At 72.4% G+C, this 22,549-nt stretch carries 18 protein-coding genes; 14 read left to right on the top strand and 4 right to left on the bottom strand.

Annotated elements, in window-relative coordinates; all coding sequences use genetic code 11:
• Positions 1-2 precede the first annotated feature (2 nt).
• Positions 3-1,469, top strand: coding sequence for a HAMP domain-containing sensor histidine kinase (locus ABZS71_RS04340; protein WP_355846152.1), 1,467 nt, complete (start codon positions 3-5; stop codon positions 1,467-1,469).
• Here the strand turns inward: ABZS71_RS04340 and ABZS71_RS04335 are convergent.
• Positions 1,448-2,437, bottom strand: a complete 990-nt coding sequence (locus ABZS71_RS04335) for a TAXI family TRAP transporter solute-binding subunit (protein WP_356207502.1) — start codon at positions 2,435-2,437, stop codon at positions 1,448-1,450. The two genes, ABZS71_RS04340 and ABZS71_RS04335, sit on opposite strands and share 22 nt — an antisense overlap.
• A 99-nt stretch (positions 2,438-2,536) precedes the next feature.
• On the opposite strand from ABZS71_RS04335, the gene miaB reads away from it, so the two are divergent.
• The 3 genes from miaB to ABZS71_RS04320 all read left to right on the top strand — a co-directional run bounded on the left by miaB (position 2,537) and on the right by ABZS71_RS04320 (position 4,989).
• Positions 2,537-4,027 (top strand): tRNA (N6-isopentenyl adenosine(37)-C2)-methylthiotransferase MiaB, encoded by a 1,491-nt coding sequence (miaB, locus tag ABZS71_RS04330; RefSeq protein ID WP_355846146.1) that lies wholly within the window; start codon positions 2,537-2,539, stop codon positions 4,025-4,027.
• Positions 4,028-4,091: 64 nt separating this feature from the next.
• Positions 4,092-4,223 carry a hypothetical protein gene (locus tag ABZS71_RS04325; RefSeq protein WP_356207501.1) on the top strand — a complete coding sequence of 44 codons (132 nt, stop codon included), beginning with the start codon at positions 4,092-4,094 and terminating at the stop codon, positions 4,221-4,223.
• 10 nt (positions 4,224-4,233) lie between these two features.
• Entirely contained in the window at positions 4,234-4,989 is a 756-nt protein-coding gene (locus ABZS71_RS04320) for a class III extradiol dioxygenase subunit B-like domain-containing protein (protein ID WP_356207499.1), read from the top strand.
• A gap of 168 nt (positions 4,990-5,157) precedes the next feature.
• On the opposite strand, the gene ABZS71_RS04315 is transcribed toward ABZS71_RS04320, so the two are convergent.
• Positions 5,158-5,388, bottom strand: a complete 231-nt coding sequence (locus tag ABZS71_RS04315) for an antitoxin (protein ID WP_356207498.1) — start codon at positions 5,386-5,388, stop codon at positions 5,158-5,160.
• A 24-nt stretch (positions 5,389-5,412) separates the two neighbouring features.
• Positions 5,413-5,655 (bottom strand): hypothetical protein, encoded by a 243-nt coding sequence (locus tag ABZS71_RS04310; RefSeq protein ID WP_356207496.1) that lies wholly within the window; start codon positions 5,653-5,655, stop codon positions 5,413-5,415.
• Positions 5,656-5,838: 183 nt separating this feature from the next.
• On the opposite strand from ABZS71_RS04310, the gene miaA reads away from it, so the two are divergent.
• The 6 genes from miaA (at position 5,839) to hflX (ending at position 14,073) form a co-directional block, all read left to right on the top strand.
• A complete protein-coding gene (gene miaA / locus ABZS71_RS04305) occupies positions 5,839-6,777 on the top strand; it encodes a tRNA (adenosine(37)-N6)-dimethylallyltransferase MiaA (RefSeq protein ID WP_356207495.1) in 939 nt (312 codons plus the stop codon).
• 108 nt (positions 6,778-6,885) lie between these two features.
• On the top strand, positions 6,886-7,365 hold the full coding sequence (locus ABZS71_RS04300; RefSeq protein WP_355846129.1) for a hypothetical protein: 480 nt from the start codon (positions 6,886-6,888) through the stop codon (positions 7,363-7,365).
• A 90-nt stretch (positions 7,366-7,455) separates the two neighbouring features.
• Positions 7,456-8,403, top strand: coding sequence for a diaminopimelate epimerase (gene dapF / locus ABZS71_RS04295; RefSeq protein ID WP_356207494.1), 948 nt, complete (start codon positions 7,456-7,458; stop codon positions 8,401-8,403).
• Between the two features lie 135 nt (positions 8,404-8,538).
• Positions 8,539-10,764, top strand: a complete 2,226-nt coding sequence (locus ABZS71_RS04290; protein ID WP_355846123.1) for an HD domain-containing protein — start codon at positions 8,539-8,541, stop codon at positions 10,762-10,764.
• A gap of 181 nt (positions 10,765-10,945) precedes the next feature.
• A complete protein-coding gene (locus ABZS71_RS04285; RefSeq protein WP_356207550.1) occupies positions 10,946-12,451 on the top strand; it encodes a M1 family metallopeptidase in 1,506 nt (501 codons plus the stop codon).
• Positions 12,452-12,570: 119 nt separating this feature from the next.
• A complete protein-coding gene (hflX, locus tag ABZS71_RS04280; protein ID WP_356207492.1) occupies positions 12,571-14,073 on the top strand; it encodes a GTPase HflX in 1,503 nt (500 codons plus the stop codon).
• Positions 14,074-14,193: 120 nt separating this feature from the next.
• Here hflX and ABZS71_RS04275 read toward each other — a convergent pair whose 3' ends face one another.
• Entirely contained in the window at positions 14,194-15,369 is a 1,176-nt protein-coding gene (locus ABZS71_RS04275; RefSeq protein ID WP_356207489.1) for a hypothetical protein, read from the bottom strand.
• A gap of 261 nt (positions 15,370-15,630) precedes the next feature.
• On the opposite strand from ABZS71_RS04275, the gene ABZS71_RS04270 reads away from it, so the two are divergent.
• From ABZS71_RS04270 to ABZS71_RS04255, 4 genes are all read left to right on the top strand, one after another.
• Positions 15,631-17,184 carry a diaminobutyrate--2-oxoglutarate transaminase family protein gene (locus ABZS71_RS04270; protein ID WP_356207548.1) on the top strand — a complete coding sequence of 518 codons (1,554 nt, stop codon included), beginning with the start codon at positions 15,631-15,633 and terminating at the stop codon, positions 17,182-17,184.
• Positions 17,185-17,578: 394 nt separating this feature from the next.
• A complete protein-coding gene (locus ABZS71_RS04265) occupies positions 17,579-19,504 on the top strand; it encodes an IucA/IucC family protein (RefSeq protein ID WP_356207487.1) in 1,926 nt (641 codons plus the stop codon).
• A 107-nt stretch (positions 19,505-19,611) separates the two neighbouring features.
• Positions 19,612-20,310, top strand: coding sequence for a GNAT family N-acetyltransferase (locus tag ABZS71_RS04260; RefSeq protein ID WP_356207484.1), 699 nt, complete (start codon positions 19,612-19,614; stop codon positions 20,308-20,310).
• Positions 20,311-20,492: 182 nt separating this feature from the next.
• Positions 20,493-22,493, top strand: coding sequence for an ATP-dependent DNA helicase (locus tag ABZS71_RS04255; RefSeq protein WP_356207481.1), 2,001 nt, complete (start codon positions 20,493-20,495; stop codon positions 22,491-22,493).
• Positions 22,494-22,549 lie beyond the last annotated feature (56 nt).

Here is a 22,549-nt window from a genome sequence, read left to right as displayed (position 1 = left end):
CGGTGCGTACTCGACTTCTCCCGCTGCTCATCGTCCTTATGGCGGGCGTGCTGCTCGCGCTCGGCTTCCCGCTGGCCGGGAGTCTGGCCGCACGCGAACAGCAGCGGGTGGTGGTCGACCGGATCGACGACACGGCGCGGTTCGCCGCGCTCGCCCAGTTCGTCACCGCGGGTCCGTCGGACACGGCCGCCGCCGACGGGGACGAGCGGCTGGACACCCTGCGCGCCGAGCTGGGGCGCTATCACGACCTGTACGGCATCCGGGCCGGCGTCTTCTACCGGGACCGGGACGCGCGGCCCATGGCCGAGGCGCCCACCGGCTGGCGGCTGCCCCGGGGCGGCGAGGGCGCCCAGGCGTTCGACGAGGCCCTCGCCGGCCGCCGCAGCCACGATCCGCACCAGGTGTGGCCCTGGCGGCGGGGCAGGATCACCGTCGCGTCCCCCGTAGTACGGGACGGCGATGTCGTGGCCGTCGTCGTCACCGACTCGCCCACCGGACAGATGCGGTCGCGCATTCTGCACGGCTGGCTGCTGATCGGCGCGGGTGAGTGCGCCGCGATGCTGGTGGCCGTGGGGGCAGCCTTCCGCCTCACCGGCTGGGTGCTGCGGCCCGTACGCGTCCTGGACACCGCCACCCACGACATCGCGACCGGGCGGATGCAGTCGCGGGTCGCGGCCGCCTCCGGGCCGCCGGAGCTGCGCCGGCTGGCCCGCTCGTTCAACGAGATGGCCGACAACGTCGAGGAAGTCCTCGAGCAGCAGCGGGCGTTCGTCGCCGACGCCTCCCACCAGCTGCGCAATCCGCTCTCCGCGCTGCTGCTGCGCATCGAGCTGCTGGCGCTGGAACTGCCGGACGGCCATGAGGAGATCGCCTCGGTGCGCGCGGAGGGCAAGCGTCTGGCCCGTGTCCTCGACGACCTCCTCGACCTCGCCCTCGCCGAGCACACCGCCGCCGACCTGCGGCTCACCGATATCGCGGAGCTGGCCACCGACCGGGTGGACGCCTGGCTTCCGGTCGCCGAGCGCGAGGAGGTCGGGCTCGCCTACACCGGCCCCGGGGCCGTGACCGGGTGGGCCGATCCGGTGGCCCTGTCCAGCGCGCTCGACGCCGTCGTCGACAACGCCCTGAAGTTCACGCCCGAGGGGGCGCATGTGGAGGTCTCGGCGCGGACCGAGGGCGACACCGTCGCCATCACCGTCGCCGACGGCGGTCCCGGCCTCACCGAGGACGAGCTCGCCCGGATCGGCGACCGCTTCTGGCGCAGCAACCGCCACCAGAACGTCTCGGGCTCGGGCCTGGGCCTGTCCATCACCCGTGCGCTGCTCACGGCGGGCGGGGCGACGATCGCCTACGCCCCCAACGAGCCGCGCGGTCTGCGCGTGACGATCAAGGTTCCCCGCACCAAGCCGCACCAGGTCGTCGTGGCGTCACCCGGACGCCGTGACGGCTACGGTTTGACCGAGCGGTAGTAGCGCGCGGCGCCCTTATGGAGGGTGAGGGGATCGGTGAAGATGGCCGTCCGCAGATCCACCTTCTGTGCGGCGTGCACCTTGGCACCGATGCGGTCCCGGTTCTTAATCACCGTGCGGGTGACGCCCTCCGCCAGATCGGGGTCCACCCGGTCCGTGGTGACGAGAAGATTCGGTACCGCGATCGTCTTGACGGGCTCCGGACGGCGTATCTCCTCGTACGCGTCGGCCGGCACGGTCGCCGCCCGGTAGTACCGCGTCACCCCACCCTGCCGGTGCAGCGGGCCGGTGAGATCGCCGAGCTGGACGAGCCGGATCGGATAGTGCCGGGCCAGGGTGCGCACCGCGGTGGTCGGCAGCCCGCCCGACCAGAAGAAGGCGTCGAGCTTCCCCGCCCTCAGCAGGCCCGGCATCTTGTCGATGCCGACGCGTTCCGCCCGGATGTCCCTGCGGAAGTCGAGCCCGGCGGCCTTGAGCAGCGCCCGGGTGATCAGCTGCACGCCGGAGCCGTCGTCGCCCACACCGACCCGCAGCCGCTTCAGGTCCCGGGCCGAGTGCACCTTCGAGCCCCTCGGGACGACCAGCTGCATGTAGTCGTCGTACAGCCGTGCGCAGGCGCGCAGCCGCTCCGCCCCCTTGCCGTGGTAGTCGGCGACCGCGTCGGTGGCGGCGATGGCGAAGGTGGCGCTGCCCTCGGCGAGCCGCTCGACGTTGTCGGGGGACCCCCTGGTCTGTATGAGCCGTACGTCCACGTCCGGCAGGCCCCGGGCGAGGTCCCGCTTGAGCATCTCGCCGTAGGTGTCGTAGACCCCGGTGGAGACGCCCGTCGCGAAGGTCACCCGCCCGCTGGGGGAGGGCCCGCCGCCCATCGACAGCAGCCACCACAGCAGCAGCGCGAGGGCGACGAGGCCCGCGGCCGCGGACTGCAGGGCGCGGCGCCTGCCGGGGCGCGGAAGAGTGACGGCCATGGCGAGGATCCTGCCAGTCCTCGTCCCCGGAAGGGAGGGGCGGGCTCCTGGGAAGGGAGGGGCGGGCGAGGGGACGAACACGTACCCTGGTCGATTGAGATGAGTGCGAAGACTTACGAGGTGCGCACCTACGGGTGCCAAATGAATGTTCACGACTCCGAGCGGCTTTCCGGCCTCCTGGAAGACGCCGGCTATGTCCGTGCGCCCGAAGGCACCGGTGAGGGCGAGGCCGACATCGTCGTCTTCAACACCTGCGCGGTGCGGGAGAACGCCGACAACCGCCTGTACGGCAATCTGGGCCGGCTCGCGCCGATCAAGGCGCGGCGGCCGGGCATGCAGATCGCCGTCGGCGGGTGCCTGGCCCAGAAGGACCGCGACACCATCGTCAAAAAGGCCCCTTGGGTCGACGTGGTCTTCGGCACGCACAACATCGGCAGCCTGCCGGTGCTGCTGGAGCGCGCCCGCGTCCAGGAGGAGGCCCAGGTCGAGATCGCCGAGGCTCTGGAGGCCTTCCCCTCGACGCTTCCGACCCGGCGCGAGTCCGCGTACGCCGCGTGGGTCTCCATCTCGGTCGGCTGCAACAACACCTGCACCTTCTGTATCGTCCCCGCGCTGCGCGGCAAGGAGAAGGACCGCCGTCCCGGCGACATCCTCGCCGAGGTGGAGGCGCTGGTCGCCGAGGGCGTCACCGAGATCACCCTGCTCGGTCAGAACGTGAACGCGTACGGGTCCGACATCGGCGACCGCGAGGCGTTCAGCAAGCTGCTGCGCGCCTGCGGGAGCGTGGCGGGTCTGGAGCGGGTCCGGTTCACCTCGCCGCATCCGCGCGACTTCACCGACGACGTCATCACCGCCATGGCGGAGACGGCGAACGTGATGCCGCAGCTGCACATGCCGCTGCAGTCCGGCTCGGACACGGTGCTGAAGGCGATGCGCCGCTCGTACCGGCAGGAGCGCTACCTCGGCATCATCGAGAAGGTGCGCACCGCGATGCCGGACGCCGCCATCTCGACCGACATCATCGTCGGCTTCCCCGGTGAGACGGACGAGGACTTCGAGCAGACGCTGCATGTGGTGCGCGAGGCGCGGTTCGCCCAGGCGTTCACCTTCCAGTACTCCAAGCGGCCCGGGACGCCCGCCGCCGAGATGGACGGGCAGGTGCCGAAGGCGGTCGTGCAGGAGCGGTACGAGCGGCTGGTCGCCCTCCAGGAGGAGATCTCCTGGGAGGAGAACAAGAAGCAGGTCGGCCGGACGCTGGAGGTGCTGGTCGCCGAGGGCGAGGGCCGTAAGGACGACGCCACACGGCGGCTGTCCGGCCGCGCCCCCGACAGCCGCCTGGTCCACTTCGCGCGGCCCGAGGAGCCGGTGCGCCCGGGTGATGTCGTCACCGTCGACATCACCTACGCCGCACCGCACCATCTGCTGGCCGAGGGCCAGGCGCGGGGCGTGCGGCGCACCCGCGCGGGCGACGCCTGGGAGCGGCGCAACGCGGCCGAGGAGAAGAAGCCGGCGGGTGTGATGCTGGGGCTGCCGACGGTCGGCGCTCCGCCGCCGGTGCCCGCGCCCGCCGCGGGCTGTGGCTGCGACTGATCGGGACCGATCACAGCCGGGCGCGCTCTGATCAGAGACGGAACACGTTCCGGCGGGGGACGCCATGACAACGGGGGACGGGGACGGCGTGGCGACGTGGCGGGGCCTGGAAGCCATGACGGGCACCTACTGCTACCGGTTCAGGGTTGCCGAGCTGCTGTGGGACTCGGCGCCCCGGCCCGAGCCCGCCGGATAGGCTGCCGATCATGCTGATCGCCGCCGCCGTCTGCCCGTGTCCGCCGCTGCTGGTGCCCGAGATCGCCGCCGGAGCCGCCCCTGAGCTGGACGGGCTGCGTACGGCGTGCGTCGAGGCCGTGGGCGTGCTCGCGGCGGCGCGGCCCGAGCGTCTGATCGTCATCGGGCCGGCCGAGCGCGCCGGGCGCGGACCTCATCCGCAGGGCACGACCGGCTCGTTCCGCGGCTTCGGGGTGGACGTGGAGGTGCGGCTCGGGGCGCCGCACGAGACGGCCGGTGGCGTCGGTGGCGAGGCGGCGGCTGGTGACGCCGCCGAACGGACGCTGCCGCCCTCGCTGGCCGTGGGGGCCTGGCTGCTGGAGCGCGCGGGGTGGGACGACGCGGTGGCCGTGGAGGGACTGGGTGTGGGGGAACCTCTCGCGGGCGAGCGGTGTATTGAAGTCGGAAGGGAGCTCGCCGCGCAGGCGGAGCGGGTCGCGCTGCTGGTGATGGGCGACGGCAGCGCGTGCCGGACGCTGAAGGCTCCGGGCTATCTCGACGAGCGGGCGGCCGCGTTCGACGCCGAGGTGGCGCGGGCGCTAGGGGCCGCGGACGCCGGGGCCCTCGTCGCGCTCGACGAGGAGCTGGCGTACGAGCTGAAGGCGGCGGGCCGCACGCCGCTGCAGGTGCTCGCGGGGGCGGCCGAGGGGGCGCGGCTGAAGGGGGAGTTGCGGTATGACGAGGCGCCGTACGGCGTGGGGTATTTCGTGGCGACCTGGTCGGCATAGCCCCGGGAAGGCGACCGGCGGGCACAGGCATGAGCCGAAGGGCGCGCCCGGAGGCACGCGACCGCGCACAGGGTGCCCTGGCCGCGAAGCCTCCGCTTCGCGGCCACGCGCCCACGGGGCTCAGACGCTCTCGCCGCCGGGGCTCCGGCCCCCGCCTGCGTCGCGGCTTCAGCTCCTTGGCTTGCCCTCGTCCATGTGGGAGAGGCGGTTGAGGGCGTCCTTCGCCTTGCCCGTGCCAGTTTCGATCTTGCCGCTGTATTTGCCCTTGGTCTTGGTGTCGACCGTCTTGGCGGCCTTCTCCAGACCCCGCTCGATCCTGGCCTCGTGCTGCTGCGCGAAGCTGCCGGCCTTGCCCTTCATCTGGCCGGCCTTGGCCTTGAGATTGTCCATCAGGCCCATGGGCCACCTTCCCTCGTCGGATGCCTATGTGCGGGCGCCCTCACCGGCCTCGCTGTCGGCCGCCTCGGCCGCGGACTGCTGCTTGGGGATCCCGGCGCTCTCGCCCGCCGGGGTCTCCTCCTCACCCCGCGCCGCCTCCGGCTCGTCAGCGGTCCCGGATTCCGGCTCCGCCGTCAGCGCGATGGCCGCGGCCTTCTCGGTCGGTGCCTTCTCGGACGAACGGCTCGTCTCCCTCGAAGCACGACGAAACCTGGAAAACACGCCCATATTTACTCCATACCCTACTCGTGTGGGCGAAATCCCGTGCCGCTCGGAGCGTCCCATTGCGCCGCTCGCGGAGACCGGTTTCCCGAACCGGTCCTCGGAACCTCGCAACAGGCAACGAACCCGGCGGTGTCCTGTCACGTCGCTCATTCGAGGAGGCCCCCCAGGGTTTGCGAGACTGGTCCGGTGAATACAGCAGGTGATCCGCCGCGAGTCATTGCCGTCGTCGGCCCCACTGCGGCCGGAAAGTCCGATCTGGGTGTCGCACTCGCCCGACATCTCGACGGCGAGGTCGTCAACGCCGACTCCATGCAGCTCTACCGGGGCATGGACATCGGCACTGCCAAGCTGACGGAGGACGAGCGGCAGGGAGTGCCGCACCGGCTGCTGGACATCTGGGACGTCACCCAGACCGCGAGCGTCGCCGAGTACCAGCGGCTGGCCCGCGCCGAGATGGACCGGCTGCTCGCCGAGGGGCGTACGCCCGTCCTCGTCGGCGGCTCCGGCCTGTACATCCGCGGCGCCATCGACGCGCTGGAGTTCCCGGGCACCGACCCCGCCGTCCGGGCCAGGCTCGAGGCCGAGCTGGCGGAGCACGGCTCGGGCGCCCTGCATACCCGGCTCGCGGTCGCCGACCCCGAGGCGGCGCGGGCGATCCTGCCCAGCAACGGCCGCCGGGTGGTGCGGGCGCTGGAGGTGATCGAGATCACCGGGCGTCCCTTCACGGCCAATCTCCCTGGCCATGAGGCCGTCTACGACACCCTCCAGATCGGCGTCGATGTCGAGCGGCCCGAGCTGGACGAGCGGATCGCCCTGCGGGTGGACCGGATGTGGGACGCGGGGCTGGCCGACGAGGTCCGCCGGCTCGAAGGCGCCGGGCTGCGCTCCGGTCGTACGGCCTCCCGGGCGCTCGGCTATCAGCAGGTGCTCGCCGCGCTCGCCGGCGAGTGCACCGAGGACGAGGCGCGGGCCGAGACCGTGCGCGCCACCAAGCGGTTCGCACGCCGTCAGGACTCCTGGTTCCGCCGCGATCCGCGGGTCCACTGGCTCAGCGGCGCCACCGCCCGCCGAGGGGAACTCCTGGCAAACGCGCTCGCGTTGGTTGAACGGGCGGTCACAGCCTGATCACGTGATGGCATCGGGACGCTCCGCTCGTCATTCGGGCCCCCGTGGGCATGCCATCATCAAGCACCGATCGTGCCGTGGTGTCTGGAGTTGGGAGGGCGTGTGGCGATGGAGGCCGGCCCTCGCGACGCATCGCAGCAATCGCCGCAGGGCGATCCGGAGCCGCTGACCCCGGACGGCCCCGACGAGACCGGAGTGGTCCACGAGCCCGGCGCCCCGGTCCTCGAGGACGGCTCCGAACCGGTCTCCGAGGAGTCCTTCCGCGAGCTGCGCCCGCCGCGCCGGCTGCGGATCTGGCAGATCGCGCCGATCGTCGGCCTCGCCATCCTCGGCTCGCTGATGTTCGCCTTCCCGCTCGCCTTCGAGTTCGGGGACGGCGGGGCGGTCGTGGCCATGCTCGGCCTGCTGCTCAGCTGCTGCGCGGCGGGCTGGGGTCTCATGGCCGCCCGCCGGGTGGGCTACACCTGGCCCGGACTGCCGCCCCGGGGCTCCGGCCGCCGCCCGGACTGGCGCTTCGTGGTGCTCTATGTGGTGATCGTGGCGCTGCTCGCGGCGCTCACCTTCTGGCGAGTGGCCCGCCTCCGCTAGGGGTGGGTGTCCGGCGGACCACCCGGCAGGGCCCCGGGCCCGCGCCCGGCACGGAGCGACGGCGTGCGGGGTGCCCCGTAGGATCGAGGGATGAGCACCGCGCCCCGGCCGGCCTTCCTCAAGGGTCACGGCACCGAGAACGACTTCGTCATCGTCCCCGACCTGGACGGCCGTCTCGATCTGTCCGCGGCGGCCGTCGCCCGGATCTGCGACCGCCGCGTCGGCATCGGCGGCGACGGTCTGATCCGCGTCGTACGGTCCTCGGCGCACCCCGAGGCCCGGGGCATGGCCGATGAGGCCGAGTGGTTCATGGACTACCGCAACAGCGACGGCAGCATCGCCGAGATGTGCGGCAACGGCGTGCGCGTCTTCGCCCGGTACCTCCAGCGCGCCCGGCTCGTCGAGGCGGGCGATCTCGCGGTCGCGACCCGGGCCGGAGTGCGCCACATCCACATCGCCAAGGAAACCGGGGACGCCGGTGTCACCGGTGACACCGGTGACACCGCTGACACCCCGGACGGCCTCGGCGCGATCACGGTCGTCATGGGCAAGGCCCTGCTGCCCGAGCCCGGCCCCGACGGCGCGATCACGGTCACGGTCGGCGAGCACAGCTGGCCCGCCCGCCATGTGAACATGGCCAACCCGCACGCGGTCGCCTTCGTGGACGACCTCGACCAGGCCGGGGATCTCCTCGCGGCACCCGCCGTCCACCCCGCCTCCGCGTATCCGCACGGCACCAACGTCGAGTTCGTCGTGGACCGCGGCCCGCGCCACGTCGCGATGCGGGTGCACGAGCGCGGCTCCGGCGAGACCCGCTCCTGCGGCACCGGTGCCTGCGCCGTCATGGTGGCCGCGGCGCGCCGCGACGGAGCCGACCCGGCGGTCACCGGCCGGCCCGTGACGTACACCGTGGACGTCCCCGGAGGGCGGCTTGTGATCTGCGAGCGGCCGGACGGTACGGTGGAGATGACCGGCCCTGCCGTGATCGTGGCCGAGGGGGATTTCGACCCCGCCTGGCTGGACACGGCCCTCGGCTGACACTTCCCTCGAATGGGTGATCCGTTTCACTCTGGGCGAGAGCCGGTCGGCCGTGCGTGATGGGCTCGATAGCATCAAGCACCGGCCCGGGGGAGTGCCCACGCCGGTTGACGCTCGACGCCGCCGGAGGTGCCCATGAGCGCAGAGGCCACCGATCAAGCCGCTCTCGGCCGCAGGCGCGGCCTCCCCCGCATCGACCTGCGCAATCTCCGCAGGTTCAGCCGGGCCGCCCTGCTCGGGCCGACGTCGCGCGGCCGACTGCCGGACGCGATCGAGCATGTGGCGAAGGTCCACCGGGCGTACCACCCCGGAGCCGATCTGGATGTGCTGCGCCAGGCGTATGTCCTCGCCGAGTCCTCCCACCGCGGCCAGATGCGCAAGAGCGGTGAGCCGTACATCACCCATCCGCTGGCCGTCACGCTGATCCTCGCCGAACTGGGCGCGGAGACCACGACCTTGACGGCCTCACTGCTCCACGACACCGTCGAGGACACCGATGTGACCCTCGATCAGGTGGGGGAGCAGTTCGGCGCGGAGGTCCGCTATCTCGTCGACGGCGTCACCAAGTTGGAGAAGGTCGACTACGGGGCGGCGGCCGAGCCCGAGACGTTCCGCAAGATGCTCGTCGCCACCGGCAACGACGTCCGGGTCATGTCGATCAAGCTTGCCGACCGGCTGCACAATATGCGCACCCTCGGGGTGATGCGCCCCGAGAAACAGGCCCGCATCGCCAAGGTCACCCGCGATGTGCTGATCCCGCTCGCCGAGCGGCTCGGGGTGCAGGCGCTCAAGACCGAGCTGGAGGACCTGGTCTTCGCCATCCTCCACCCCGAGGAGTACGCCCGCACCCGCGACCTCCTGCTGGCCCACGCGGGCCGCCCCGATCCGCTCGCCCGCGCCGCCGAGGACGTACGGGGAGTGCTGCACGAGGCGGGCATCGCCGCCGAAGTCCTGGTCAGGCCAAGGCACTTCGTCTCGGTCCACCGTGTCGGGCTCAAGCGCGGCGAGCTGACCGGCTCCGACCTCGGCCGGCTGCTCGTACTCGTCGGCGAGGACGCCGACTGCTACGCGGTCCTCGGCGAGCTGCACACCTGCTTCACGCCGGTCATCTCGGAGTTCAAGGACTTCATCGCCGTCCCCAAGTTCAACCTCTACCAGTCGCTGCACACGGCGGTGGCGGGGCGCGGCGGCGAGGTCGCCGAAGTCCTCATCCGTACGCACCAGATGCACCAGGTGGCGGAGGCCGGGGTGATCGCGCTCGGCAATCCGTACGCCCCCACGGAGACCGCCGACGCCCTCGACGGCGAGCGGGCCGACCCCACCCGCCCCGGCTGGCTGTCCCGGCTGCTCGAATGGCAGAGCGCCACCCCGGACCCCGATATCTTCTGGACCTCGCTCCGCGACGACCTCGCCCAGGACCGAGAGATCACGGTCTTCCGGTCCGACGGCGGCACGCTGGGCATGCCCGCGGGCGCGAGCTGTGTGGACGCCGCGTACGCCCAGTACGGAGAGGACGCCCACTCCTGCATCGGGGCCAGGGTCAACGGCCGGATCGCGACGCTGAGCACGGTGCTGCACGACGGCGACACACTGCAGCTGCTGATGGCGGGCGGCGCCCGGGACGCCGCCTCGCACGGACCCTCGCCCGAGTGGCTCGACCACGCCCGTACCCCCGCCGCGCGCATCGCCATCAACCGCTGGCTGGCCGCCCACCCGGCGCAGCAGCCGCAGCAGGCCCATGGCCCGGAGGGTGAACCCGCCGGGGAGCCCGCCGCAAAGGCCCCCGAGGCCGCCGAGCCCGCGCCGCACGGTGAGGGCGCCGCGCCGGCCCCCGCCGTCACCCCGGCCGCCCCGGCGGCCGGTGCGGGCGGCGCGGGCCGCCCCGAGGCGGGCATCGTGGCCGACCTGCCCGGCGCGACCGTACGGCTCGCCCGCTGCTGCACCCCCGTGCCGCCGGACGCGATCACCGGCTTCGCGGTCCGCGGCGGAGCCGTCACCGTGCACCGGGAGCGGTGTCCCGGGGTGGCGCGGATGACCGCGGCCGGGCGCGGCGCGGTCCCGGTGCGCTGGGCGGACGAGGACGACGGTGACGGGGGCGGCGACTACCGTGTGACCCTCTTCGCCGAGGCGTTCAGCAGACCGCACCTTCTCGCGGATCTCACCGAGGCCATCGCCGCCGAGGGCGCGGAGGTGGTGGCCGCCGCCGTCGAGCCGCCGCGTGAGCAGCGGGTCCGCCATACGTACACGCTCCAGCTGCCCGACGCGGGCCGGCTGCCGACGCTGATGCGGGCCATGCGGAACGTTCCCGGCGTCTACGACGTGACGCGCGAGGGCCGGCGGATGGCGGCGGCGCACTCCTGACCCCCTCGGCCGCGAGCGGCTTCGCCCAGCCGACCTGAACTCCTTCGGGTGGATCGGGCCAGGTGGGACTGCGCCCGCCCCGGGACGCTGGTAGCGGTAGGTCATGACGCATTCTTCGGGGCGCCGCCCCTGGTCTCCGCCGCGCACCGGGCGCCGCAGGACCGCTCTTGTGGCCGCCGCCATGGCGACCGTCTTCGTCGCGGTCGGCCCGTCCTCCGCCGCGGGGCCGGTGGCCGCCACGGGCCCGCGCCCGCTCGGCATCGGCGACCCCCTCTATCCGCAGCTCGGCAACCCCGGGTACGACGTCACGGCGTACGACATCGCTCTGGACTACCGCCGCCAGGACCAGCCGCTCGACGCCGTCACCACCATCGACGCCCGTGCCACCGCCTCCCTGCGCACCGTGAACCTCGACTTCACCCAGGGCAGCGTGCGATCCGTACGGGTCGACGGCACGCGGGCCGGCTTCGTCACCACCGGTGAGGACCTGGTGATCACCCCTTCCGGCCGTATCCGCCAGGGTGCCGCCTTCACGATCACCGTCCACCACACCAGCGACCCGCACGGCGGCTCGAGCGGCGGCTGGGTCCGTACCCGCGACGGGCTGGCCATGGCCAACCAGGCCAACGCCGCCCACCGGGTCTTCCCGTGCAATGACCACCCCTCCGACAAGGCGCGCTTCTCCTTCCGGATCACCGCCCCGAAGGCCCTCACGGTCGTCGCGGGCGGGCTGCCGGGGAAGCGCGTCCGCAAGGGGGCGCGGACCACCTGGACGTACCGCCTCGCCCACCCCATGGCCACCGAGCTGGCCCAGGTCTCCATCGGCCGCTCCGCCCTGCTGCACCGCACCGGCCCGCACCGGCTGCCGATGCGCGACGTCGTGCCCACGGCGGACCGCGCCCGGCTGGAGAAGTGGCTCGCGCGCACCCCCGGACAGCTGGCCTGGATGGAGAAGCGGGTCGGGCCGTATCCCTTCGAGAACTACGGTCTGCTGATCTCCAACGCCACCACCGGCTTCGAGCTGGAGACCCAGACGCTCTCGCTCTTCGAACGGGGTCTGTTCACCACCCATGAGCTGCCGCGGTGGTACATCGGCTCGATCATGGTGCATGAGCTGGCGCACCAGTGGTTCGGCGACAGTGTCAGCCCGCGCCGCTGGTCCGATGTCTGGCTGAATGAGGGCCACGCCACCTGGTACGAGGCGCTGTACGCCGACGAGCGCGGCAAGGCGAGCCTGGAGCGGCGGATGCGCCGGGCGTACGGGCAGTCCGACGCCTGGCGGGCCGCCGGAGGGCCGCCCGCCGCACCCAGGCCCGCCGATCCCGGCCAGCAGATCGGCATCTTCCGCCCGGTCGTCTACGACGGCAGCGCCCTGGTGCTGTACGCGCTGCGCCAGCGGATCGGGCGGGCCGCCTTCGAGCGGCTGGAGCGGCGGTGGGTGCTCCGCCACCGCGACGGCGTGGCCTCGACCGCGGACTTCATCCGGCTCGCCTCCGAGGTGTCGGGCCGTGACCAGGCCGGATTCCTGCATCCGTGGCTGTACGGGACGAGCACGCCGCCGATGCCCGGGCACCCCGGCTGGAAGTCCGACGAGAAGCGGAGCGCGAAAGGCGCCCCGCTGCCATCGGTGCGGCGCGCGATGCGCGACGTGCGGCATGCCGTACAGCCCGTCGCGAAACCCGAGTGACGGCCCGGCCGCCGCGTGCGACCATCGATGAGTCGGCAGCACGGCCGTCCCGGCGGGGAATCCCGCGGGCCCGTCGCGCGTTGTCGATGAAGACGATGTCCCACGACGTAAGGATTCCTTTGACCCACTCCTCTTCCCTTCCGCAGGACCGGCAGCACCTCGCCGAGAGCCTTCGGGCCGACGCCCTGATGGAAGAGGACGTCGCCTGGAGTCACGAGATCGACGAGGAGCGTGACGGCGAGCAGTACGACCGCTCCGCCCGCGCCGCGTTGCGGCGGGTCGTGGGGCTGTCCACCGAGCTTGAAGACGTCACCGAGGTCGAGTACCGGCAGCTGCGCCTGGAGCGCGTGGTGCTGGTTGGCGTCTGGACGTCCGGCACCATGCAGGACGCGGAGAACTCCCTGGCGGAGCTGGCCGCGCTCGCGGAGACCGCGGGCGCGCTCGTGCTCGACGGGGTGATCCAGCGCCGCAACAAGCCGGATCCCGCCACGTACATCGGCTCCGGCAAGGCCGAGGAGCTGCGCGACATCGTGGTCGAGTCCGGCGCCGACACCGTCGTCTGCGACGGTGAGCTCAGCCCCGGCCAGCTGATCCACCTCGAGGACGTCGTCAAGGTGAAGGTCGTCGACCGCACCGCGCTGATCCTCGACATCTTCGCTCAGCACGCCAAGTCCCGAGAGGGCAAGGCGCAGGTCTCGCTCGCCCAGATGCAGTACATGCTGCCGCGGCTGCGCGGCTGGGGTCAGTCGCTGTCCCGGCAGATGGGTGGCGGTGGCTCCGGTTCCTCGGGCGGCGGTATGGCCACCCGTGGTCCCGGTGAGACCAAGATCGAGACGGACCGGCGGCGCATCCGCGAGAAGATGGCGAAGATGCGTCGTGAGATCGCCGAGATGAAGACCGGCCGCGATATCAAGCGGCAGGAGCGCCGGCGCAACAAGATCCCCTCGGTCGCCATCGCCGGATATACCAACGCGGGCAAGTCCTCGCTGCTCAACCGGCTCACGGGCGCGGGCGTCCTGGTGGAGAACGCGCTGTTCGCCACCCTGGACCCGACCGTGCGCCGGGCCGAGACGCCGAGCGGACGGCTCTACACCCTGGCGGACACCGTCGGGTTTGTGCGCCATCTGCCGCACCACCTGGTCGAGGCGTTCCGCTCGACCATGGAGGAGGTCGGCGACGCCGATCTGATCCTCCATGTGGTGGACGGCTCGCATCCGGCGCCGGAGGAGCAGCTGGCCGCTGTCCGCGAGGTGATCCGCGATGTGGGCGCGGTCGATGTGCCCGAGATCGTCGTGGTCAACAAGGCGGATCTGGCCGATCCGCTCGTCCTGCAGCGGCTGCTGCGTCTGGAGCGGCGGGCGATGGCGGTGTCGGCCCGCAGCGGGCTGGGCATCGACGAGCTGCTCGCGGTGATCGACGAGGAGCTGCCGCGGCCCAAGGTCGAGCTCGAGGCGCTGGTGCCGTACACCCACGGCAAGCTGGTCTGGCGCACCCATGCCGAGGGTGAGGTGATCTCCGAGGAGCACACCCCGGAGGGCACGCTGCTCAAGGCACGGGTGCATGAGGAGCTGGCGGCCGAGCTGCGGCGGTTCGTACCGGCTGCCGCCTCCGCGTGGCACTAGGTCCCTGTCCGGGCGCCCGGCGCGCCCGATGACACACGATGAGGGCCCGCCCCCGGAATCCCGGGGACGGGCCCTTGAACGTGTGTGCCGACTACTGGCCGACCGGCTCCAGCGGCTCTGCTACTGGTTCGCGAACTTCTTGCTGACCGCGCTGTAGACGCCCTTCGCCTCCGGGCCGAGGTGCGGGCCCGCCAGCCAGGTCGCGTTGGAGGGGCCGATCGAGGTATTCGACACCAGCGTCGGCTTGCCGTCCGAGCCGTTCGCGACCCAACCGCCACCGGAGGAACCGGCGGTCATCGTGCAGCCTATGCGGTACATGGTCGGCTGCTTGGCGTCCAGCGAGAGCCGGCCCGGCTTGTCCGCGCACTGGTTCATCTTCTGGCCGTCGAACGGCGGGGCGGCCGGGTAGCCGGTGGCCGTGATCTGGTCGATGGACTTCACCGCCGGGGCGTTGAAGTCGACCGGCAGCGCGCCGCCGACCGTCTCCTCCAGCGACTTACCGCCGCTGACCTCCGGCTTCACATGCATCACCGCGAAGTCGTACGGGGCGCCCTTGCCGCCGGTGGCCGCGCCGCTGTCGATCCACTGCGAGGAGGTCTGCGCCCAGTCGGCCCACCAGACGCCCTTGGGCGCCAGCTGCTCCTTGGTGGCGTTCTTCAGCTCGGCCTCCGGCTTGCCGGCGTCGTTGTACGAGGGGACGAACATCAGGTTCTTGTACCAGCCGCCGCCCTTGCCCGCGTGGACACAGTGGCCCGCCGTCCAGACCAGGTTGGACTTGCCGGGGTGCGCGGGGTCCTCGACCACGGTCGCGGAGCAGACCATCGAGCCCTCGGGGCCGTCGAAGAAGACCTTGCCCGCGTAGGGGACCTTGCCACTGTACGGGCTGGTGACCTCCTTGGCCGCGACAGGCTGCGGATCCGGGTCGGTCACACCCTGGTCGTCCGCGATGTCACTGTCGTCGACCGGCTTGTCGGGCTCCTGCGCGTCCCGCATCCGGTCCGGCTTCCACAGGCCCTTGATGATCGGGTTGATGAAGTCACCTGCCTCGCGCAGCCAGTCGTCCCTGTCCCACTTGTTCCAGGCACCGTTCTTCCACTGGTCCAGATCGATGCCGAGGTTCTTCAACTTGTCGTTGAGGTGGTCGGGCAGCTTGATGTCGCCCGTGCCCTGCTGGTCCGACGACGCGGTCGACTTGGCCTCGGTCGTGTCGTCCGACGAGCCGCACGCGGTGGCGGTGAGCGCCAGGACGGCGGCGACGGCGGCCGCGGCCAGCGCGGGTCGGCGTGTGGATGGCATGGGCGGAACTCCCCCTGATGATCTGAGCTGCTCTACGGCCTGTGTGGAATTGTCATGCACCGCCCCGGCGATGGGGTGGGATCCCACTATGTCGGTGCCGCCTACGACGGCTGCAGCCGGGTCCTTGGTTCCCGGTCCGTAAGGATCTTCGGCCAGCCCGTGATCTCGGGGCTGACGCGTCGTTGGTACGTACGGGGGACAGCCGGAGGGTGTTCAGCACCAGGAGGACCGAGAGTCATGGCCGTGACCCAGCTCCCGCCGATGACCCTGTCCGCCGTGTCCGACGGCGGCGGGGCGGCCCAGGGCATTCTGCGGCGCCAGGCGCTGCGCGAGTCGGCCGCCCGCACCTATGCGCGGGCGCTGCCCATCGTCCCGGTGCGTGCCCGGGGGCTGACGATCGAGGGGGCCGACGGCCGCCGCTACCTCGACTGTCTCTCCGGGGCCGGGGCGCTGGCGCTGGGGCACAACCATCCGGTGGTGCTTGAGGCCGTCCGGGCGCTCCTGGACTCGGGGGCGCCCCTGCAGGTCCTGGATCTGGCCACGCCGGTCAAGGACGCCTTCACGGATGAGCTGTTCGCCACCCTGCCGCCCGCACTCGCCTCCCGTGCCCGGGTGCAGTTCTGCGGCCCGGCGGGCACGGACGCGGTCGAGGCCGCGCTCAAGCTGGTGCGGAGCGCCACCGGGCGCGACGGTCTGCTCGCCTTCTCCGGGGCGTACCACGGGATGACGGCCGGGGCCCTGGCCGCCTCCGGCGGCGCCCCGTCGCCCGGCGTGACCCGGCTGCCCTTCCCCTACGACTACCGCTGCCCGTTCGGCGTGGGCGGGCGGCGCGGCGCCGAGCTCTCGGCGCGCTGGACCGAGAGTCTCCTCGACGATCCCAAGAGCGGGGTGTCGACCCCGGCCGGGATGATCCTCGAACCGGTCCAGGGCGAGGGCGGGGTGCTCCCCGCACCGGACGGCTGGCTGCGCCGGATGCGCGAGATCACCGCGGCCCGCTCCATCCCGCTGATCGTGGACGAGGTGCAGACCGGCGTCGGGCGCACCGGGGCCTTCTGGGCGGTCGAGCACAGCGGTGTGGTGCCCGATGTGATGGTGATGTCGAAGGCCATCGGCGGCAGCCTCCCGCTGGCCGTCGTCGTCTACCGCGAGGAGCTCGACATCTGGCCCCCCGGCGCCCATGCGGGCACCTTCCGGGGCAACCAGCTGGCCATGGCGGCCGGTGCGGCCACCCTCGCCTACGTACGGCGGAACCAACTCGCTGAGCGGGCTGCGACCGTCGGCACGCGGATGCTGGGGCGGCTGCGCGAACTCGCCGCCCAGTGGCCGCATATCGGGGATGTACGCGGCCGCGGCCTCATGATCGGCCTGGAACTCATCGACCCGGAGGCCGAGGACGGACCAGCCCAGGGCGAACCGGTCCGGGGAGAACCGGTCTGGGGCGAGCCAGTCTGGGGCGAGCCAGTCCAGGACGAGCGGGCCCGGGAGGCGGGAGCCGGGCACGACGGTGGCGAGCCCGGCGACGCCGAGGGCGCCGGCCCGTCGGGCGGGCCCCGGCCCGCCGCACCGGCGCTCGCTGCGGCCGTCCAGCGGGAGTGCCTGCACCGCGGCCTTATCGTCGAACTAGGCGGCCGCCACGCCGCGGTGATCCGTCTCCTTCCCCCGTTGACCATCACCGACGAACAGGCGGAGGCCGTCCTCGACCGGCTCGCCGACGCCCTTGACGCGGCGATCCGCGCCACTGGAGCCCGCACCGTCACCGCCCCTGCCCCCGAACTCCCGCCGCCCGCAGTGCCGTTCGCCGAAGACCACCGGTGAGTCGTTCCGCTGCCGTACGACCGCACCACCACCGCACCACCGAAGGAGGCAGGCGCCAGGCTCACGGCGTGAACGCCGGGACGCCCGCGCCGCACCCACCATGCCGCACTCCCCCGGGGGAGCCCCGTTGTCTCCCCAGCCGGAACCAGAGGCCGGTGCCATGATGGACCGCGACGCCCCCGACCGCCGTCCCGGCCCCCCACCGAGCCTCCTCCAGCCACCCCCCGCGGCGCCGCCCGCGGCGGAGCCGGCAGAGCCACCCGCGGTGGTGCCGACGGTGGTGGTGCCGTCCACGGTCATGAGGCTCGCGGGGGAGCGGGCTGCCGTACCGCCCCCAGCCGGTCCACCCCCAGCGGCGCCGCCGGCGGTGGTGCCGCCCGAAGTGGTGCCACTCATGGTCGAGGCGGGAGCGGCCGAGTCGTCCTCACCGGAGCCACCCGTCGTCATGGCGGCCGTGCCCCGGCAGGACCGCGCCCGGCGCGGAACCCCCGACGACCGCACACCGGCGGATGGCCCCGACCCGCTCGACGACCCCGATCCGCAGACCGCGGCCGACGCGGCGGCCGTCGAGAACCTGCTGCGCTGCTGGGTCCGGGAGAGCGACATCGCGCGCCCCGGCGGGGACACCCTGCGCATCCCCCTCGCCGCGAGCGGAACCGTCCTGCTCGTCCCCGTGCACTACTGGTCGCCCACCGGCTGGCACCGCTTCGGCCCCCCGGTGCTGGAGCACGGCCCCCATGACGCCCCCACTGTCGGCGCGGTCACCCTCGCGGCCCTGCTCATCCGCGAGGCGGCGTACAGCGCGCGGCAGGACGACCCCGACCCGGACGCCACCGAACTCGTCGGCCGGGTCGCGGACTCCGTACGACGCACCGCCCTCTTCCTCGCCCACCGACGAGCCGCCCCCGCCGACCCGGGCGCGGGCACCCCGTTTCTCAGCGCGGAACAGTCCCTAGTCCTCGGCCACCCCCTTCATCCCACGCCGAAGAGCCGTGAGGGCCTCTCCGACACCGAAGCATCCGTCCTCTCACCGGAATCGCGCGGCTCCTTTCCTCTGCACTGGATCGCCGTCGACCGGTCCCTACTGGCCTGCGAGTCGGCCTGGACCGAGCGCGGCCGGACCGTGCCCGCCGAGCGGCTCGCCCTCTCGCTCGCGGGCAGCGGCCTCCAACTGCCCTCCGGCTCCGTGCCCTTGCCGCTGCACCCCTGGCAGGCCCGCGAGATCCGGCACCGGCCGGCCGTCGCCGGGCTCTTCGACGCGGGTCTGCTGCACGATCTGGGACCGTCCGGCGGGCACTGGCACCCCACCTCCTCCGTGCGCACCGTCTACCGGCCCGGCGCGCCCGCGATGCTCAAACTCTCCCTCGGTGTACGGATCACCAACTCCCTTCGTGAGAACCTCCGTAAGGAGCTCCGCCGCGGCGTCGAGGTGCACCGGCTGCTCCGCAGTGGCCTGGCCGAGCAGTGGCGGGCGGCCTTCCCCGGATTCCCGGGCTTCGACATCGTCCGGGACCCGGCCTGGCTCGCCGTCGACGGACCGGACGGCGAACCCCTGACGGGACTCGACGTCGTCATCCGGCACAACCCGTTCGGTCCGGGCGACGACGCCGTGTGCGTCGCCGGACTCATCTCGCTCCGCCCCTGGCCGGGGCAGCCGGTGATGCGCTCGCGCCTCGCCCATCTCGTCGCCCGGCTCGCCGCCCGCGCCGGCCGCTCCCCGGCGACCGTCGGCGCCGAGTGGTTCCTGCGCTATCTGCACACGGTCGTACGCCCCGTGCTGTGGCTGGACGGAGAGGCCGGGATCGCGCTCGAGGCGCACCAGCAGAACACCCTGGTGCTGCTGGACCCGGACGGCTGGCCGATCGGCGGCCGCTACCGGGACAACCAGGGCTACTACTTCCGCGCGTCCCGGCACGCCGAGCTCCAGCGCCGGCTGCCCGGCATCGGCGGCCGCAGCGACACCTTTGTGCCCGACGAGGTCACCGACGAACGGTTCGCCTACTACCTGGGTATCAACAACGTCCTCGGGTTGATCGGTGCGTTCGGGTCTCAGCGGCTCGTCGACGAGCGTGTGCTGCTGGCCGCGTTCCGCCGCTTTCTCACCGATGCCGCGTCCGGCCCCGGCAGGACCCGCTCACCGCTCCCCGCCCGGCTCCTGGACTCGCCCACCCTGCGCTGCAAGGCCAATCTGCTCACGCGGCTGCACGGCCTGGACGAACTCGTGGGACCGGTGGACACCCAGTCCGTCTACGTCACCATCACCAACCCCCTCGCCACCTGTGTCGCCTCCGTCACCACTCCTGGCACCCCCACGGCATGACTCCGTGTCCCCGCGATCACGCCACCACGATCACGCCCCTCACCTCACGCACTTGACCATCACGCTCCTCACGACATGCCTGAGACCCATGAGAGGAGAGCGTCGCCGTGCAGCACACCGACTCCAGTACGAGCTCCAGCACCGACGACACCATCGACCTGCGGCTGCGCCAGGAAGAAGACGCCGCACGACTCACCGACAAGCACTTCCCCGGCCCAGGGACCGGCGACTGGCCGGATCTGCTCGACCACATCGCCGAATGGGGCCCCACCAGCACCACGGCGGGCGCTTTCCAGCTCGTCCCGGTCCGCATGGGGCGCGATCTGCGGCTCATCGCCCGATGGATGAACGACCCGGCCGTCGCGGCTTTCTGGGAGCTCGACGGCCCCGACGAGGCCACCGCGAGCCACCTGGGCGGCCAGCTCGACGGCGACGGCCGGAGCGTGCCCTGCCTGGGCGTCCTGGACGGCGTCCCGATGAGCTACTGGGAGGTGTACCGCGCCGATCTCGACCCGGTCGCCCGGTACTACCCGGCCCGCCCGCACGACACCGGTATCCATCTGCTCATCGGCCGGGTCAGCGATCGTGGCCGGGGTCTGGGCTCGACCCTGCTCCGCGCGGCCGCCGACCTTGTCTTGGCACACCGTCCGTCCTGCCACCGTGTCGTGGCCGAACCCGATCTGCGCAACATCCCCTCCGTCGCGGCCTTCCTCGGCGCGGGCTTCCGCTTCTCCGCGGAGGTCGAACTTCCCGGTAAACGCGCGGCGCTGATGCTGCGCGATCGCGCCCTGCGCCACCTTCTGTGATGCTCCGTGACCATGAGTGACTCCCCTGGTGATGCGCCGGCCCGGATGCGCAGCGCTACTTTTCATACACCGCTCGCCCGGTCCGGGTTCCTGGCCCAGGAGTTCCGCGCGTGGCCGAAGCTGTCCGTCACCCACCAGCCGAGGAGAGTGATGTCGGTGCCGCCCCGTAGGCTGGCAGCCCTATGACTGAATCGTCCTCGCCTCCACTCGCCGACCTGCTGCGCGCCGCCGTCACCGCCGTCGGCGGCACCGAGCGCCAGGGCCAGACCGCCATGGCCGAAGCCGTAGCCGAGGCGATCGACGACACCTCCCATCTGCTGGTCCAGGCCGGCACCGGCACGGGAAAGTCCCTGGGCTATCTGGTGCCCGCCCTCGCCCAGGGCGAGCGCGTCGTCGTCGCCACGGCGACCCTCGCCCTGCAGCGGCAGCTCGTCGAGCGCGATCTACCCCGCACTGTGGACGCGCTGCATCCGCTGCTGCGCCGCCGCCCCGAGTTCGCCATGCTCAAGGGCCGCTCCAACTACCTGTGCCTGCACCGGCTCCGCGAGGGCGTACCGCAGGAGGACGCCGACGAATCCGGACTGTTCGACCCCGTCGAGGCCGCCGCGCCCACCAGCAGGCTCGGCAAGGATCTGCTGCGGATGCGTGACTGGGCCGATGAGACCGAGACGGGCGACCGGGACGATCTGACCCCCGGCGTCTCCGACCGGGCCTGGTCCCAGGTCTCCGTCACCTCCCGGGAGTGCCTCGGCGCGTCCAAGTGCGCCTACGGTGCGGAGTGCTTCGCCGAGGCCGCGCGCGAGCGGGCCAAGCTCGCCGAGGTCGTCGTCACCAACCACGCGCTGCTCGCCATCGACGCCATCGAGGGCGCCCCCGTGCTGCCCAGCCACGAGGTGTTGATCGTCGACGAGGCCCATGAGCTGGTCTCCCGCGTCACCGGTGTCGCCAGCGGCGAGCTCACCCCGGGCCAGGTCAACCGGGCCGTGCGCCGGGCCGCGAAGCTGGTCAACGAGAAGGCGGCGGACGCCCTGCAGACCGCCGCGGAGAGCTTCGAGCGGCTCATGGAGCTCGCCCTGCCCGGCCGCCTCGAGGAGATCCCCGAGGACCTCGGCTACGCCCTGATGGCGCTGCGCGACGCGGCCCGTACGGTCATCTCGGCGCTCGGCTCCACCCGTGACGCCTCGGTCCAGGACGAGGACGCGGTCCGTAAGCAGGCCCTCGGCTCCGTGGAGAACATCCACCAAGTGGCCGAGCGGATCGTCGAGGGCTCCGAGTACGACGTGGTCTGGTACGAGCGCCACGACCGCTTCGGCGCCTCGCTGCGCGTCGCTCCGCTCTCCGTGTCGGGGCTGCTGCGCGAGAAGCTGTTCGAGGATCGCTCGGTCATCCTCACCTCCGCCACTCTCAAGCTCGGCGGGGATTTCAACGGTGTGGCGGCATCACTCGGCCTCGCCCCCGAGAGCCCCCAGGACCCCGAGGGTGGCGAGGACACCGCGCCGCGCTGGCAGGGCCTCGACGTCGGCTCGCCCTTCGACTACTCGAAGCAGGGGATTCTCTACGTCGCCAAGCATCTCGCCCAGCCCGGCCGTGAGGGCAGCCGCAGCGACATGCTCGATGAACTCGCTGAGCTGGTCGAGGCCGCGGGGGGCCGTACGCTCGGGCTGTTCTCGTCCATGCGTGGCGCCCAGGCGGCTGCCGAGGCGCTGCGTGGGCGCCTGGACGTGCCCATCCTGCTCCAGGGCGAGGAGACCCTCGGCGAGCTGATCCGCGCCTTCGCGGCCGACGCCCGGACGTGTCTGTTCGGGACGCTCTCGCTCTGGCAGGGCGTCGATGTGCCGGGCCCGAGCTGTCAGTTGGTGGTCATGGACCGGGTGCCTTTCCCGCGCCCCGACGACCCGCTGATGAGCGCCCGCCAGAAGGCTGTGGAGGAGGCCGGGGGCAATGGCTTCATGGCCGTCGCCGCGACGCATGCCGCCCTGCTCATGGCGCAGGGCGCGGGCCGGCTCGTCCGGGCCTCGGGTGACCGCGGCATCGTCGCCGTTCTGGACCCGCGCGTCGAGCGGGCGCGCTACGGCTCATTCCTGCGGAAGTCCATGCCGGACTTCTGGTACACGACCGACCGCAACCAGGTGCGCCGCTCCCTGGCCGCCATCGACGCCGCCGCCAAGGCCGACGGGGCGTAGCGGGGGCGTCGGCGCGCACAGCAGGGCCCCGGAACCGGCGCAGTGGTCCCGGGGCC

The sequence above is a fragment of the Streptomyces sp. NPDC005393 genome (assembly GCF_040606675.1).
In the GTDB taxonomy this organism is placed as follows: Bacteria; Actinomycetota; Actinomycetes; order Streptomycetales; family Streptomycetaceae; genus Streptomyces.
The sequence above is the reverse complement of the archived record's forward strand: the minus strand, read 5'-3'. Positions and strand labels throughout refer to the sequence as shown.

Bases quoted from the DNA above. Each gene is read 5' to 3' on its own strand.
- ABZS71_RS04335 (WP_356207502.1), bottom strand. From the start codon at position 2,437: ATGGCCGTCACTCTTCCGCGCCCCGGCAGGCGCCGCGCCCTGCAGTCC.
- miaB (WP_355846146.1), top strand. From the start codon at position 2,537: ATGAGTGCGAAGACTTACGAGGTGCGCACCTACGGGTGCCAAATGAAT.
- ABZS71_RS04325 (WP_356207501.1), top strand. From the start codon at position 4,092: ATGACAACGGGGGACGGGGACGGCGTGGCGACGTGGCGGGGCCTGGAA.
- ABZS71_RS04320 (WP_356207499.1), top strand. From the start codon at position 4,234: ATGCTGATCGCCGCCGCCGTCTGCCCGTGTCCGCCGCTGCTGGTGCCC.
- ABZS71_RS04315 (WP_356207498.1), bottom strand. From the start codon at position 5,388: ATGGGCCTGATGGACAATCTCAAGGCCAAGGCCGGCCAGATGAAGGGC.
- ABZS71_RS04310 (WP_356207496.1), bottom strand. From the start codon at position 5,655: ATGGGCGTGTTTTCCAGGTTTCGTCGTGCTTCGAGGGAGACGAGCCGT.
- ABZS71_RS04300 (WP_355846129.1), top strand. From the start codon at position 6,886: ATGGAGGCCGGCCCTCGCGACGCATCGCAGCAATCGCCGCAGGGCGAT.
- dapF (WP_356207494.1), top strand. From the start codon at position 7,456: ATGAGCACCGCGCCCCGGCCGGCCTTCCTCAAGGGTCACGGCACCGAG.
- ABZS71_RS04290 (WP_355846123.1), top strand. From the start codon at position 8,539: ATGAGCGCAGAGGCCACCGATCAAGCCGCTCTCGGCCGCAGGCGCGGC.
- ABZS71_RS04285 (WP_356207550.1), top strand. From the start codon at position 10,946: ATGGCGACCGTCTTCGTCGCGGTCGGCCCGTCCTCCGCCGCGGGGCCG.
- ABZS71_RS04275 (WP_356207489.1), bottom strand. From the start codon at position 15,369: ATGCCATCCACACGCCGACCCGCGCTGGCCGCGGCCGCCGTCGCCGCC.
- ABZS71_RS04270 (WP_356207548.1), top strand. From the start codon at position 15,631: ATGACCCTGTCCGCCGTGTCCGACGGCGGCGGGGCGGCCCAGGGCATT.
- ABZS71_RS04265 (WP_356207487.1), top strand. From the start codon at position 17,579: ATGGTCGAGGCGGGAGCGGCCGAGTCGTCCTCACCGGAGCCACCCGTC.
- ABZS71_RS04255 (WP_356207481.1), top strand. From the start codon at position 20,493: ATGACTGAATCGTCCTCGCCTCCACTCGCCGACCTGCTGCGCGCCGCC.